Here is a 14,209-nt window from a genome sequence, read left to right on the forward strand (position 1 = left end):
TTACTCCCCCTGTCGTTGGGAAAATGCCTGATACATCAGTAGACCGGCTGCAACACTTGCATTCAAGCTTTGAACATGCCCTACCATCGGGATCGTCAATAGCTCATCCATTTCCTTTTTCAATCCTTGACTCATGCCACGTCCTTCATTACCAATTACTAATGCGATTGAACCTTTTGCATTCCAATTCTGAAAATTTTTCCCAGACATATCTGTTCCAAAAATCCAAAACCCAGCTTCTTTTAGTTGTTGAGCAGCTTGAATCAGATTAGTTACTCTTGCTACCGGAACATATTCAACTGCTCCAGTAGACGTTTTGGTAACGATTGGTGTGATACCAACTGCACGATGTTTAGGAATAATAACACCATCCACGCCGCTTGCATCGGCTGTTCGCAAAATAGAGCCAAAATTATGTGGATCTTCTAGACTATCTAAAATTAAAAAGAAAGGATTTTCTTTTTTTGCTTTTGTTTGGTCAAGCAATTGTTCTAACGACAAATATTCATAAGGTGTGATAGCTAAAACTACGCCTTGGTGCACACCACGATCACTTAGCGTATCCAATTTTTGTTTAGGAACCCATTTTACGGGTACTGCTTGGTCACGAGCAATTATTTTTAATTCATCTATCTTTTCTCCATGAGCATCTTCTTGAAGAAACAACTTGTTTCCTCGTCCTTGTTGTAGTGCTTCCACAGCAGCATGATGGCCAAAGACAAAATTATCTTCAAGTGACTCGTCTTTTTCTTGCGTATGCCTTGATTCTTCTTTTGTTCTTTTTTGAGGTTTTGTTGATTGTTTCTTCCAGTCATTGCTCTGTCTTTTTTTATTTTTAAAATTATTTTTTCTATCCATTTTTTTCACCTATTTTCTGAATACACCAGTCAATCAATTCTTCCATTCGTTCAGTTTGCTTTGTTAGATGTAAATACCCCATCAACGCTTCAAAACCTGTAGCAATTCGGTAAGTCGTGATGTCTGCATTTTTAGCACCTGTATGACTCTTTGCATTTCTACCACGACGATAATAAATATCTTCTGTGTCTGTTAAAATATTTTCTTCTAGCATCTTTTGAATCAAGTAAGCTTGTGCTTTAGCAGATACATAATTTGTCGCTGTATGATGTAATTTATTAGGCTTTGTTTGACCTTGATCAATTAAGTAGTCTCGAATATAAATCTCATAAATGGCATCACCAACATATGCAAGAGCTAAACCATTTAACTGCGTGTAATCTCTCATACTTCTCTTCTCCAACGGGTTCCTTGGGGAGTGTCTTCCAAGATAATCCCTTTTTCTTTAAATAAGTCCCGAATTTCATCGCTACGTGCGAAATTTTTTGTTTGGCGTGCTTGGTTTCTTTCCTCAATCAGTTGTTCGATGTCTTCATCTAATAACTCTTTTGAGGTAAAGAAAATCCCAAAGATTGCTAACCATTGTGTATATAAAGTTATACCTTGCTCTAAAACTGGTAGGGAAACTTGTACTTGTTCCAAATAAGTGTTTAACCATTTTGCAAGTTCATAAACAACTGTGATTCCATTTGCTGCATTGAAATCATCATCCATTTCTTGAACAAATCTTGCTTTCAACTCAGTTAATTCTGCCATTTTGTTACTATCATCTGCTGACGAACTAGCAGCGCTGTCTTTACGGAATTGAACGTTATCATACGTATTTTTTAAACGTTGCAGATTGGTTGCAGCTTCTTTTATTGTTGCCTCACTATAACGAATTGGTCGGCGATATTGCGTCGTTGCCATGAAAAAACGTAGAACTTGTGGATCCACTTTTTGGATCATTTCATGAACAGTGATGAAATTACCAAGAGACTTACTCATTTTTTGATCTTCTTCACCAATCGTTACATAACCATTATGCATCCAATAATTTGCGAATTTTTGTCCTGTTTTAGCCTCACTTTGGGCAATTTCATTCTCATGATGAGGGAACTCTAAGTCTTGTCCACCGCCATGAATATCAATCGTTTCCCCCAAATGTTTTGTAGCCATAACAGAGCATTCAATATGCCAACCTGGCCGACCATTCCCCCATGGTGACTCCCAAGAAATTTCTCCAGGCTTGGCATTTTTCCATAAAGCGAAATCTAAAGGATCTTCTTTCAACTGTTGTTCATCACCTGTTCGCTGACTAGCACCAATTTCAAGTTCATCAATTGACTGATCGCTTAATTGGCCGTAATCTTTAAAGCGACGTGTGCGATAATAAACATCACCTTGTGCTTCGTACGCATAACCTTTTTCAATCAATACTTGGATAAACGATAAAATATCTGGCATGTGATCCATTACTCGCGGATGCAAGGTTGCTGGTTCCACGTTTAACGCTTTAGTATCTTCCTCAAATGCTTGAATAAAACGATTTGCAACTTCTGGTGCTGTGATTCCTAAGTCTTTTGCCGCACGGATGATCTTATCATCTACATCTGTAAAGTTCGAAACATACTTTACTTGATAACCACGGTATTCGAAATAACGACGAATTGTATCAAATGCAATGGTACTGCGTGCATTTCCAATATGGATGTAATTATAAACTGTTGGACCACAAACATACATTCCAACCTGACCTTCTTTAATAGGCACAAATATTTCTTTCTCTCGAGTAAGTGTATTATATATTTTTATCATTCTGTTCTCCTTATCTTTTCACCTTTAATCCGAACAACTTTTGCCGGAATACCAACTGCTGTAGCATCATCTGGTATGTCATTAAGTACCACGGCTCCTGCCCCTATTTTTGCATATCGACCAATTGTCACTGGGCCTAAAATTTGTACATTTGCAGAAAGCAACGCGCCTTGTTTAACTGTAGGATGTCGTTTGCCTGTTTGTTTGCCTGTGCCACCTAAAGTCACTCCATGGAATAAGACCACATCATCTTCAATTTCCGCCGTTTCCCCGATTACTACGCCCATTCCATGATCAATAAAAACACCTTTACCGATTTGGGCGCCAGGGTGAATTTCAATTCCAGTCAGAAAGCGCCAAAATTGGGCAATGATTTTAGCCAACAAATACAAACGGTGTTGATATAAGAAATGTGAAAGACGATGCCAAAGTAACGCATGAAATCCTGGATATGTTAGAACGATCTCTAAAGTCGAACGGACAGCAGGATCATTTTTTTTGGTAGCAGTAATTATTCGCGTAAACCAATTCACTCACTTTCACTCCTTTCTATAACATATTTATGTAATCAAAACTATAAACAAAAAGCGCCTTTTAAATAAGTTTCCTTAAATAAAAGACGCTAACGGCGTGGTTCCACTTTTTTTCATAATCAAAACAGATTACCTCGAAGCAAGATAACGTCTGCTACCCGTTTTTAGCTACTTATGTTCGCTAAAACCACTCCCAGAGGCATTTCAACACCTAATTTGTAACGACTTTCACCTTCCGCCGTCTCTCTATGAACAAACTACCTGTTTACTTCTTCTGTTCTTTGTGTTTATTTTATTACTTGGCTCAAATGAGCAAGTGCTTTTTCACGACCCAATAATTCGACTGTGTCTGGTAATTCAGGCCCATGCATTTGACCTGAAACAGCCACACGAATTGGCATAAATAAGTTTTTGCCTTTTACACCAGTTTCTTTTTGGACTGCTTTGATAGCTGCTTTAACTGTTGGCGCATCAACAACTTCCATTTCTTCTAATTGAGCTTTGAATGCTGTCAAGACGGCTGGAACTGTTTCACCAGCTAAAACTTCTTTTGCTGCATCATTTAAAACGGGATGTTCATTAAAGAATAACTCTGATACTTCAACGATTTCCGCAGCATAGCTCATTTGTGGTTGATACAATTGAACGATTTTTTTCACCCACTCAATTGTTTTTTCATCTGGATCTTTTTCAACTCGACCGTCTGCAATCAAATAAGGTAGACACATATCTGTTAGTTCGTCTAAATCCATTTCTTTCATATAATGGTTATTTACCCATTGTAATTTTTTTGCATCGAATGCTGCTGGTGACTTGCTCAAACGTTCTGGATCAAACATTTTCACTAATTCTTCTTGACTGAAAACTTCTTCTTCACCTACTGGTGACCAACCAAGCAATGCAATGAAGTTGAACATTGCATTCGGTAAGTAACCTAATTCACGATATTGTTCGATAAATTGAAGAATTGATTCGTCACGTTTACTTAATTTTTTACCAGTTTCGCTGTTAATAATCAGCGTCATGTGACCAAACGTTGGCGGTGTCCAACCAAATGCTTCATAAATCATCAATTGTTTTGGTGTGTTTGCAATGTGGTCATCTCCACGTAAAACATGAGTAATTTTCATTAAGTGATCATCCACTGCTACAGCAAAGTTATAAGTTGGCATGCCATCACGTTTTTGAATGACGAAGTCTCCGCCGATATTATCTGATTCAAATGAAATTTCACCTTTGACCATATCATTGAATTTATATTCTGTATTGCGCGGCACACGGAAACGAACAACTGACTCTAGACCTTGCGCTTCTTTTTCAGCTTGTTCTTCTGGAGTTAAGTTGGCACATTTCCCACCATAGTGAGGCATTTCACCGCGAGCGCGTTGTGCTTCACGTTCAGCTTCTAATTCTTCTTCTGTACAGTAACATTTGTAAGCTCGATTGCTTGCAAGTAATTGATCAATCAGTGGTTGATAAATTTCTTTACGTTCAGACTGACGATAAGGACCATATTCTCCTGGATTTTCAGGAGATTCATCCCAATCCATTCCTAACCAAGCTAGATTTTCTAACTGACTTTTTTCTCCATCTTCAATGTTACGTTTTTGGTCAGTATCTTCAATACGAATGATGAATTCTCCATCATTGTGGCGAGCAAATAGATAATTGAATAATGCAGTTCGTGCATTTCCAATATGCAGATGCCCTGTTGGACTTGGTGCATAGCGTACGCGTACTTTCGTCATTTTCTTCCTCTTCTTTCAAACTAGACTTATGTGACTAACAGCAAAAATCCGTCAGCTTTGACCTTAAAAACATTATTTATTTAAAGTCACTCAGCAAAATTTTACCTTTTCTAGTGCAAATAGTAAAGCCAACCGATTGAATTTCCTCATCAGTTGGCTTATTTTATTTATAAAATTAAGATTTCGTCTTCGTTTCTGAATTTTTTTTGTTATCAATTCCTCGACCTGCATGTGCTGGTTTGGCAAAAATCATTCGACCAGCCGCTGTTTGCAATGCACTAGTTACAACAACTTCAAGATGCTCGTTCATATAATGCTGGCCATCTTCAACAACAACCATAGTTCCATCATCTAAATAAGCAACACCTTGCTGACGCTCTGTTCCGACTTTTACGACTAAAACATTCATTGTCTCACCAGGAATAACAACTGGTTTGACTGCATTTGCTAAAGCGTTGATGTTCAACACTGGCACATTTTGAAACTCAGAGACTTTATTCAAGTTATAATCATTAGTGACAATCACACCATCTAAAAGTTTAGCTAATTTAATTAATTTACTATCAACTTCACTGATTTCCTCAAAGTCTCCATCATACATTTCAACAGAAATACCTTCTTCTTTTTGTAAAGCATTTAAAATATCTAGTCCACGACGCCCTCGAACTCGTTTTAAACTATCACCAGAATCTGCGATGTATTGCAATTCATATAAAACAAAATTTGGAATCATTAATGTTCCTTCTAAAAAACCTGTTTTAGCAATATCATAAATTCGACCATCAATGATAACGCTCGTATCCAAAATTTTATATTTATGGAAATTGTCTCCTGATTTACGTTCCAATAGTTGGCTTTCAAATTGAGTTGGTGATTCTTGTTCTACTTTCTTGCTTCGTGGTGCAAAAATTTTCTTCCATTCATCGATTCGAGTTGTCCCCATTCTCATACCAAAATAACCTAAAAAGATCATCAATAAAATGGGTAAAACGCTATTTACAAATGGAATTTCCATGTTGTAAAGAGGAGTTGAAATAATCACCCCTAAAGTTAGACCAATAATTGTACCAATTGCTCCAAACAATAAATAAGTTAAACTAATCTCACTTAATTTTTCTTCTACTTGTTTCAGCACAGCAGCAATATGTTTTGCTAATAGCAGAGATAAAATAAAGAAAATAAGTGCACCTAACAGGCTATTAGTAAACGTATTGTTCAGCCAGCCATTGGTTTGTTGACCGATTGCTTGCCAAGCAGTTGGTAAAAAAGAAATACCTAAACTTGCTCCGGCAATAATCATCAACAACGTAATGACGCGTTTTTGCATAGTTGTTCCTCCATTTCAATTTTTTATTTTATGATTGAAATACTTTTTTAAGTGTTTCGCCCAATGTTGCGACTCCAATAACTTCAATACCCGTTGGAGCCTTCCACCCACCTAAATTATTTTTTGGTAAATAGACTTTCGTAAATCCTAATTTTTGAACCTCTTTGACACGTTGTTCAATATGACTTACACGTCGAATCTCACCAGTAAGCCCAATTTCGCCAATAAAACATTCTGTTGGCTGTGTTCCTTTTTCTTTATAACTTGATGCAATACTTACCGCAATCGCTAAATCAATTGCTGGTTCATTTAATTTTACTCCACCTGCCGCTTTTAAGTAAGCATCTTGATTTTGTAATAATAAACCGGCTCGTTTTTCTAAAACTGCCATAATCAAAGAAACTCGGTTAAAATCTAACCCGGTAGTCGTGCGTTTCGCATTTCCAAACATAGTTGGGGTAACTAAAGCTTGGATTTCTACTAAAATTGGACGAGTGCCTTCCATTGCAACAACGATTGCTGATCCTGTTGCACCATCTAGACGTTCTTCCAAAAAAATCTGAGAAGGATTAGATACTTCTTCTAGCCCGTGTTCACGCATTTCAAAAATACCAATCTCATTGGTTGAGCCAAAACGATTTTTCACTGCACGTAAAATTCGGAAACTATGATGTTTTTCCCCTTCAAAATACAAAACAGTATCCACCATATGTTCCAACATTCTTGGTCCTGCAATCGAACCTTCTTTAGTAACATGTCCGACAATAAAAATAGCAATGCCATTCGTCTTCGCAATTTTCAATAATTCTGCAGTTGTTTCTCTTACCTGGCTAACGCTCCCAGCAGCACTTGTAATGTCTGGTTGAGTCATTGTTTGAATTGAGTCAATAATGACATAATCTGGTTTAAGTTGTTCAATCGCATGACTAATTTCGTTCATATCTGTTTCTGCATATAAATAAAACTCGGTATCAATATTTCCTAAGCGTTCCGCACGAAGTTTGATTTGTTCTGCACTTTCTTCACCAGAAACATATAAAACTTTTCCCCCAATAGCTGCTAATTGCTGAGATACTTGTAAAAGCAGTGTTGACTTCCCAATCCCTGGATCTCCACCGATCAGTACCATTGAACCTGGGACTACTCCCCCCCCAAGTACACGGTTCAATTCAGTTAATTTCGTTTGCACACGAGGTTCTTTTTTAGGGACCACCTCGTCGATTTTTGTGGGCTTTGCTCGTTCGCCAGTTAAACTTGTACGGACTCGACGATCACTTGTATCTTGTTCAATCTCTTCGACCATCGTATTCCATTTCCCACAATTTGGGCAACGTCCCAAAAATTTAGGCGACACATACCCACAATTTTGACAAACAAATTGTGTCTTTGATTTTTTTGCCATTGCCTCGCCTCCTTTAAATAGCTAGTAAATACTGGCCAAGTTAATCTTTATTGGAAGAACCAAATCCGCCTTCTCGACTTGTTGTTGTTTCATCTTGATCTGCCTTCAAAAACGGCAAGAAAATACCTTGCCCAATTCGTTCACCTTTTTTGATTGTCACATCTTTAAAACCAAAATTAGTAAACTGGAACATGATATGCCCCTCATTATCTGGATTATTGTAGTAATCACTATCAATGACCCCAACGCCATTTGTTAAAACTAAAAATCGTTTTAAAGGATTACTTGAACGATTAGCTAACTGTAAGAATTCATCTTCTCCCATATAAGATTTGATACCTGTTGGCACCAAAATAGGTTTTAGTTGTTTTTCATCAATTGTTATTGCATTTTCCCCCATTGATCCAATCAATGTAGTAAGACCATTTTTTATCCCTGATTTCCAAATACTTGGAATAATAATATCTGCCGCAGCTTCAAAATCATATCCTGCAGCATGGTGTGTTGCTCTTTTTGGTAAATTGATTTCTTGACTCGCATAGTTAGAAACGACTTCAAAACCTCTTTTTTTCACGAATCTTCCCCCTAGAATAAACTATGTTTTATTTTACCATATTCACACTACCAAAGACCTTTCTTTGCAAAATCTTCAAAAAATTCTGCTATCCTATAGCAAAGTCTTCAAAGATCGTCCTTTTTTTCTTCTTAATTAAAAAAGTTCTTCTTTTAAACATGACTTTAGACACTAAAACAAGTAGAATAGAAAAAAATTACATACAAAATTTATTCAATTAATTATTAGAGGTGTCTCATGCGCAAAGAACTAACTCAAGCAAAACGAATTATCATCAAAGTAGGTACAAGCACATTGATTTATCCAAACGGAAAAGTAAATCTAGCGGCGATTGATCAACTTGCTTTTGTTTTAACTGATTTACGCAATCGTGGAAAAGAAATCATCTTGGTTTCCTCTGGTGCTGTTGGTGTTGGAATGACAAAAATGAATTTGAATAAACGACCACAAACGATTCCTGAACAACAAGCAATCGCAGCGATTGGTCAAGGTGAGTTAATAAACATTTATAATCAACGATTCGCAACTTATGGTCAGCAAACTGCACAGGTTTTAGTTACGCGTGATGTAATCGATTTTCCAGAAAGCAGAAAAAATGTAACCAACACTTTAGAGCAACTGTTTTCCCTTGGCGTAATCCCAATTGTAAATGAAAATGACACCGTTGCAGTCGATGAGCTAGATCATTCGACAAAATTTGGAGACAACGATCAACTTTCTGCAATCGTAACTCAATTAGTTACAGCGGATTTGTTGATTGTCTTATCTGACATTGATGGCTTTTATTCTGATAATCCCACAACTAATGCTCAAGCTGAACTATACTCATTGGTTACTGAGATCAATGATGATTTGATGGCCAAAGCTGGTGGTGCGGGAAGTACCTTTGGAACAGGTGGCATGCACAGCAAACTACAAGCAGCAAAACGAATTTTTGATGCGAATCGCTCCATGGTCCTTGCAAACGGGAAAAATCCAGCAATTATTTTTGATATCTTAGCTGGTAAAGAAATCGGTACATTTTTCAAGCAAAACTAAAAGACTATTTTTGATGAGAGAACTCGACTAACTTTTATAAAAACAAAGGAGGATTTACGATGATCGACTTAAGACAGCTCGGAGAAAATGCTAAAAGCAGTGCTACTACCTTGGCTTTAATGAGCACGACAGATAAAAATAGCTTGTTACTTAAAATGGCGGATGCTATTGAAGAAAACCAAGCAACCATTCTTGAAGCTAATAAAGAGGACTTGGCTCATGCAACACAAAATAAAATTAGCGAGACAATGCAAGATCGATTAAGACTTACACCTGAAAGAATTCATTCGATGGCAGAAGAGATAAGAAAGGTTGCCCAACTGGAGGATCCGGTCGGAAAAGTTGATCATATGTGGAAAAATGAGGACGGCTTGCTGATTGGAAAAAAACGTGTACCACTTGGTGTTATTGGAATTATTTATGAATCACGGCCAAATGTCACAACAGATGCTTCCAGCTTAGCCTTCAAATCTGGAAATGCAGTTATCTTGCGTGGTGGAAAAGAAGCTTTTGTTTCCAATCAAAAACTAGTCGAAATCCTACAACAAGTTTTGGTGGACAATGGGCATTCTCCTTACGCAATTCAATTTGTAACAGATACTTCTCACGAGGTTGCTGATCAATTAATGAACTTAACCGATTATTTAGATGTTTTGATTCCTCGTGGAGGAGCAAATTTGATCCAACGGGTAAAAGCTCATGCTACTGTGCCAATTATCGAAACTGGTACAGGAAACAATCACATTTATATTGATAAAGACGCGCAATTAGAAATGGCAAAAAAGATTATTGTTAACGCAAAAGCATCTCGTCCTTCTGTTTGCAACGCTGCTGAAACGTTATTAATTCATGCAGAAGTCGCTCCTTTTTTCTTGCCAGTACTTGAAAAAGCATTAGTTGACAGTGGTGTGGTACTGCATGCAGATCAACGTTCACTAGAATTTTTAGAAACAGCATCTTTAGCAACAGATGAAGATTGGGATACAGAATATCTTGATTATATTTTAGCAGTAAAAATCGTTGACTCTATCGACGAAGCGATTACCCACATCAATCGCCATAACACGAAACACTCAGAAGCAATCGTTACAGACAGTTATTCTGCTAGTCAAAAATTTTTAAATCAAGTTGATGCTGCTGCAGTCTATGTAAATGCCTCTACCCGATTTACTGATGGTGCTGTTTTTGGATTTGGCGCTGAAATTGGTATCTCCACGCAAAAACTACACGCAAGAGGGCCAATGGGTCTTAATGAACTAACTACAACTAAATATATCATTTACGGTGACGGTCAAGTACGTGAGTAACATCTAATTTGTTTCACAAGAAACATTTGTTATCATAGATTGTTCCCTCTAACTGTAAATTATGCAATAAAGGTGAATTATTTTTTTAAATGATTCACCTAATAGAAAGGTATTCTCATGTTTGAAATTTTAACCATCTTTTTAGTCTATTTATTTTCCCTAAACATTGCCGCTTTTTTTGGTGTCGCTTTACTAACACTTTTCTTTCAGATAAAAAAAAGAAGTCAAGGCATGCAGCGAGAAAAATGGACAAAGTATTTTGAAAAAATTGGACCTAAAGGATTACTGATTCGGCTTTATATAAGCTATATGTTAGCCTTAAGTTTATTAGCAGCGATTAATTACGTGTCATTTTTTAATCATTCATTACCGTATACGGTCACACTTTTAATTGCAGGCTTTTTTCATTTAACTTACAAATATCAATTGAATAAAGATCAATTGAAACACAGATTTCATTAGATTAGGGAGTGTGTAGTTGATAGAATCGCTACACACTCCCTAATTGATTAATTCCAGTAGTTTTCTGAATCTGTCTCAAAATTTCCTTCATGAATCGAAAAACCATCAAATGTCTCACCATCATAATATCGAAGTAATTCATCGACAGATAAGTTCATCGTCTTTTCTTTTTCTTCATCTAATTCTTCCAGCATTTCTGTACGATACGCTTGATAAATCGTTGCTAATCTTTGTTGCATGGCTTTTCTAGATTCACCTTGTGCATTGATTATTGGTAATTCTTTTAAATAGCCTCGATACACTGGTCGTCCATCGACCAATTCAATGGGTAACTCGACGAACGTTAGCCCTACTTCACGAAAATTTTCTTCAAACATTTTACTTTACTCCTCACTATTTTGTTACAGGTTACTCACTGAATCATTAAGAGAAAAAATATTTACCTTATGGTTAATTTCCATTTTAGATTTTTGTTTAATCCTTTATAGTTGGCAAGCAATTAATTTACCTTTAATGAACCGGCGCATATGGCTATTGCTCTCTCACTTCTCTTTTAAATACTATCCTTGCTAGCTTATATGCCTTGATTTTAGCGGATATTATTCTTTTTTACCAGTGGCTCAAACATGCTGGCTATATTATGCGAGTGAAGACACTCAATTGGCTTAGCTGGATTCCCTTAAGTATTACTTCAGTACTGACTTCCATCCATTAGTTGTCTGACGCACATTCAATCCGTGAGATTCTTAAAAACGAAGGTACGGATCCGTGTAGCAGAAAAATAAAAAATCCTAGAAACTTCGTTTATAAAGTTTCTAGGATTTTTTTCATTTTTATTTTTGGTCTCCTTCTTCTGTTACAAAGTATTGTCGATGATAAATAATAAATCCTAAACTTAACAAAACAATGATTGCTGCAAAATAAAACGAATATTTTTCATCAAAGATTTCGCCTATTTTACCCGCAATAAATGGTGCCAGAGCTCCACCAAAAAAGCGGACAAAACTATAGCTAGAAGAAGCTACATTTCTTTCCAAGCCTGGAATTTCCATAGCAATAGTCGTTAACAATGTATTAATAATTCCCTGAAAAAATCCAGCTAACACAATACTGATTGGTACGAGTATCGAGATTGATGTTCCTAAACCAAGTAATATTAAACAAAGTGTAAAGAAAACAAAAGCAGTCATAATCGTGCGGTAGGTTGTATATTTTCTTTCTAAAAATGGTGCTACAAAAATAGAAGAAATTGCTAACAATACGCCCCAACCAAAAAAGACAAATCCAACTTGCATCTCAGTGTAACCTGTTAACAGAAATGGTGCATATGCAAGCAAAGTAAAAAAGCCAAAATTGTAGAGTAACGCGATTAATCCAACTGAACGTAATTTATAATTAGCTAAAGCTTTCACTCCTTCTAAAAATTGAACCTTACGTTTTGGTTTTTCAATTTCAGGCAATAAAATAGCCAACGCAATAAAGGCACACAACATTAAAAAAGCAACGCCAAAGAATGGGTATCTCCATGATCCACTTCCGAGTACGCCACCTAACAATGGACCAATGGCCATTCCACAGCCAATCGCAGCTTCATACATCATAATTGCTTTTTCTGTGTTTCCTACCAAAATGCTAACGATTGTCGCCAGTGCTGTTGAAACAAACAGTGCATTACCAATTCCCCAGCCAGCACGCAAACCAATCAATAAGCCAATATTATTTGATAACCCACCTAGTCCGGCAAATAACACAATAATCAATAAACCCATCATCAATGTTTTTTTCAAACCAATTCGACTAGATAAGAATCCCGTGAACAACATAACTACACCTGTTACTAGCATATAACTTGTAAATAAAAGCGTAGTTTCTGCAGGTGTTGCATTTAATTGTAAAGCAATTGTTTTTAAAATGGGATCAACCAATCCTACTCCCATGAATGCAATCATACAGGTCGCAGCCACAACCAATGCCGAATTTTTCTCGGAAGTCTGCTCTTTCATTTCAATTTTGTTTTCCAAATTTATCATTCCTCTCTAACTAGCATCATACATGACTTAAATTACATGTCAATATGCACATGTAATTTAAGTATATTTTTTGTGATATAATAAAAAAAACAGAGAAAGGAGTATTACTCAATGAATACTTTATCTTATATTCTATTGTGTGTTCTTTTAACAAAGCCACGATCTGGCTATGAGTTAAAACAATTGATTAATATTTTCTGGGAAGCACACCATAGTCAAATTTACACAACCTTAGCGAAACTCGAACAACAAGGTTATTTATCTATCTTAGATAACGAGCAGCATTCACAGAAAAAAATTTATGAACTAACGAATGAAGGACGCTTACTCGTTGAAGAATGGATCAGGGAAGAAACTCCTTCACCTACACAAAAAGATGAGTTTTTAGCAAAAATCTATGCCTTTTCTACATTAGATAAAAATACAGCAAATGGTTTGCTATTTACGCGTGAACAACAGTTGAATAAAATACTTCAAAAAAACCAAGCAAAATTAGATGGTCTTACCTCAACGAAAAAAGAAGATTTTGGACGCTATGTCGTCATCAAACGAAAAGTTCTTCTTTGCCAACAGGAAATTTTATGGTGCCAACAGGTAAGAGATCAAATGCAAGCTTTCTTTGCATAAAAATAGAGTGTGTCATCTCTGCAGATGACACACTCTATTTTTATTTTGTTTGGATGATGTTCAATACTTTTCGAGAAATAGGCCCTACGAAAAGGAGTTGTAAAGGTAACGCTGCAACAACATTCATTTTCCAAGCGTTCAGATATGCTGGTAATAAATTATCCGAGATTCCTTGTTCCATTATTACACCAAAAAGTGACATACAAGTAACCATGCCAGCGACCATTAAACAAGAAATCGTTAAAATAATAGGTACTTTTTTTTCTGGATCCAACGGTAATTTAAAAGCAATTTTCTTTGCTAAAACACCGATAACAAAAACATCTAAGATGAAGGCAACAATAAAACCTGGGATTAGTCCTGTCATAAATTTCGTCAAATACAGCTCCTGATGTAACCATAAATTATAGGCACTCATTCCAAAAACCATTGAAAAGCACATCATCGTAGTAAAAATAATTCCTTCTTTTTTATTTGTAGGCACTCAAATCATTCCTTTCATTTTG

General features: G+C 36.4%; 15 protein-coding genes and 1 other annotated feature. Of the genes, 4 read left to right on the forward strand and 11 right to left on the reverse strand.

Annotated features, from left to right (window positions below; translation table 11 throughout):
• From rlmB to AC4BD1_RS11815, 8 genes are all read right to left on the reverse strand, one after another.
• On the reverse strand, nt 1–858 hold the full coding sequence (gene rlmB / locus AC4BD1_RS11780; protein ID WP_490485642.1) for a 23S rRNA (guanosine(2251)-2'-O)-methyltransferase RlmB: 858 nt from the start codon (nt 856–858) through the stop codon (nt 1–3).
• The gene (locus AC4BD1_RS11785; RefSeq protein WP_206910738.1) at nt 851–1,246 is read right to left on the reverse strand and encodes a Mini-ribonuclease 3; all 396 of its coding nucleotides are present in this window, start codon (nt 1,244–1,246) and stop codon (nt 851–853) included. The genes rlmB and AC4BD1_RS11785 overlap by 8 nt, the downstream gene beginning before the upstream one ends.
• Nucleotides 1,243–2,655 carry a cysteine--tRNA ligase gene (gene cysS, locus AC4BD1_RS11790; protein ID WP_490485643.1) on the reverse strand — a complete coding sequence of 471 codons (1,413 nt, stop codon included), beginning with the start codon at nt 2,653–2,655 and terminating at the stop codon, nt 1,243–1,245. Before cysS ends, AC4BD1_RS11785 begins: the two co-directional genes overlap by 4 nt.
• A complete protein-coding gene (gene epsC / locus AC4BD1_RS11795) occupies nt 2,652–3,188 on the reverse strand; it encodes a serine O-acetyltransferase EpsC (RefSeq protein WP_206898077.1) in 537 nt (178 codons plus the stop codon). The genes cysS and epsC overlap by 4 nt, the downstream gene beginning before the upstream one ends.
• A 79-nt stretch (nt 3,189–3,267) precedes the next feature.
• Nucleotides 3,268–3,479: a binding site (T-box leader), on the reverse strand.
• Entirely contained in the window at nt 3,476–4,936 is a 1,461-nt protein-coding gene (gene gltX / locus AC4BD1_RS11800; RefSeq protein ID WP_206910733.1) for a glutamate--tRNA ligase, read from the reverse strand. Its footprint overlaps the feature before it by 4 nt.
• A 175-nt stretch (nt 4,937–5,111) precedes the next feature.
• A complete protein-coding gene (locus tag AC4BD1_RS11805; RefSeq protein WP_206910730.1) occupies nt 5,112–6,263 on the reverse strand; it encodes a PIN/TRAM domain-containing protein in 1,152 nt (383 codons plus the stop codon).
• A gap of 28 nt (nt 6,264–6,291) precedes the next feature.
• The gene (gene radA, locus AC4BD1_RS11810; RefSeq protein WP_206898080.1) at nt 6,292–7,665 is read right to left on the reverse strand and encodes a DNA repair protein RadA; all 1,374 of its coding nucleotides are present in this window, start codon (nt 7,663–7,665) and stop codon (nt 6,292–6,294) included.
• Between the two features lie 40 nt (nt 7,666–7,705).
• On the reverse strand, nt 7,706–8,239 hold the full coding sequence (locus AC4BD1_RS11815) for a dCTP deaminase/dUTPase family protein (protein ID WP_206910728.1): 534 nt from the start codon (nt 8,237–8,239) through the stop codon (nt 7,706–7,708).
• 237 nt (nt 8,240–8,476) lie between these two features.
• Here AC4BD1_RS11815 and proB point away from each other — a divergent pair, with 237 nt between their 5' ends.
• From proB to AC4BD1_RS11830, 3 genes are all read left to right on the forward strand, one after another.
• A complete protein-coding gene (gene proB, locus AC4BD1_RS11820; RefSeq protein WP_490466633.1) occupies nt 8,477–9,277 on the forward strand; it encodes a glutamate 5-kinase in 801 nt (266 codons plus the stop codon).
• Nucleotides 9,278–9,336: 59 nt separating this feature from the next.
• The gene (locus tag AC4BD1_RS11825) at nt 9,337–10,584 is read left to right on the forward strand and encodes a glutamate-5-semialdehyde dehydrogenase (RefSeq protein ID WP_206910725.1); all 1,248 of its coding nucleotides are present in this window, start codon (nt 9,337–9,339) and stop codon (nt 10,582–10,584) included.
• A 117-nt stretch (nt 10,585–10,701) separates the two neighbouring features.
• Nucleotides 10,702–11,046, forward strand: coding sequence for a hypothetical protein (locus AC4BD1_RS11830; RefSeq protein ID WP_206910723.1), 345 nt, complete (start codon nt 10,702–10,704; stop codon nt 11,044–11,046).
• Between the two features lie 47 nt (nt 11,047–11,093).
• On the opposite strand, the gene AC4BD1_RS11835 is transcribed toward AC4BD1_RS11830, so the two are convergent.
• Together AC4BD1_RS11835 and AC4BD1_RS11840 are read right to left on the reverse strand one after the other, a co-directional pair.
• On the reverse strand, nt 11,094–11,423 hold the full coding sequence (locus AC4BD1_RS11835; protein ID WP_490466634.1) for a hypothetical protein: 330 nt from the start codon (nt 11,421–11,423) through the stop codon (nt 11,094–11,096).
• Nucleotides 11,424–11,879: 456 nt separating this feature from the next.
• Nucleotides 11,880–13,076 carry an MFS transporter gene (locus AC4BD1_RS11840; protein ID WP_490485644.1) on the reverse strand — a complete coding sequence of 399 codons (1,197 nt, stop codon included), beginning with the start codon at nt 13,074–13,076 and terminating at the stop codon, nt 11,880–11,882.
• Nucleotides 13,077–13,187: 111 nt separating this feature from the next.
• On the opposite strand from AC4BD1_RS11840, the gene AC4BD1_RS11845 reads away from it, so the two are divergent.
• Nucleotides 13,188–13,703, forward strand: a complete 516-nt coding sequence (locus tag AC4BD1_RS11845; RefSeq protein WP_206910717.1) for a PadR family transcriptional regulator — start codon at nt 13,188–13,190, stop codon at nt 13,701–13,703.
• A gap of 40 nt (nt 13,704–13,743) precedes the next feature.
• Here AC4BD1_RS11845 and AC4BD1_RS11850 read toward each other — a convergent pair whose 3' ends face one another.
• Entirely contained in the window at nt 13,744–14,187 is a 444-nt protein-coding gene (locus AC4BD1_RS11850) for a DUF2798 domain-containing protein (protein WP_206908433.1), read from the reverse strand.
• Nucleotides 14,188–14,209 lie beyond the last annotated feature (22 nt).

The sequence above is a fragment of the Enterococcus sp. DJ147D b genome (genome assembly GCF_058216655.1).

What these genes read in the sequence shown, in the direction of transcription:
- cysS (WP_490485643.1), bottom strand. Translation starts at nt 2,655, where the DNA reads ATGATAAAAATATATAATACACTTACTCGAGAGAAAGAAATATTTGTG.
- gltX (WP_206910733.1), bottom strand. Translation starts at nt 4,936, where the DNA reads ATGACGAAAGTACGCGTACGCTATGCACCAAGTCCAACAGGGCATCTG.
- proB (WP_490466633.1), top strand. Translation starts at nt 8,477, where the DNA reads ATGCGCAAAGAACTAACTCAAGCAAAACGAATTATCATCAAAGTAGGT.
- AC4BD1_RS11785 (WP_206910738.1), bottom strand. Translation starts at nt 1,246, where the DNA reads ATGAGAGATTACACGCAGTTAAATGGTTTAGCTCTTGCATATGTTGGT.
- AC4BD1_RS11840 (WP_490485644.1), bottom strand. Translation starts at nt 13,076, where the DNA reads ATGATAAATTTGGAAAACAAAATTGAAATGAAAGAGCAGACTTCCGAG.
- radA (WP_206898080.1), bottom strand. Translation starts at nt 7,665, where the DNA reads ATGGCAAAAAAATCAAAGACACAATTTGTTTGTCAAAATTGTGGGTAT.
- AC4BD1_RS11835 (WP_490466634.1), bottom strand. Translation starts at nt 11,423, where the DNA reads ATGTTTGAAGAAAATTTTCGTGAAGTAGGGCTAACGTTCGTCGAGTTA.
- AC4BD1_RS11845 (WP_206910717.1), top strand. Translation starts at nt 13,188, where the DNA reads ATGAATACTTTATCTTATATTCTATTGTGTGTTCTTTTAACAAAGCCA.
- rlmB (WP_490485642.1), bottom strand. Translation starts at nt 858, where the DNA reads ATGGATAGAAAAAATAATTTTAAAAATAAAAAAAGACAGAGCAATGAC.
- AC4BD1_RS11805 (WP_206910730.1), bottom strand. Translation starts at nt 6,263, where the DNA reads ATGCAAAAACGCGTCATTACGTTGTTGATGATTATTGCCGGAGCAAGT.
- AC4BD1_RS11825 (WP_206910725.1), top strand. Translation starts at nt 9,337, where the DNA reads ATGATCGACTTAAGACAGCTCGGAGAAAATGCTAAAAGCAGTGCTACT.
- AC4BD1_RS11830 (WP_206910723.1), top strand. Translation starts at nt 10,702, where the DNA reads ATGTTTGAAATTTTAACCATCTTTTTAGTCTATTTATTTTCCCTAAAC.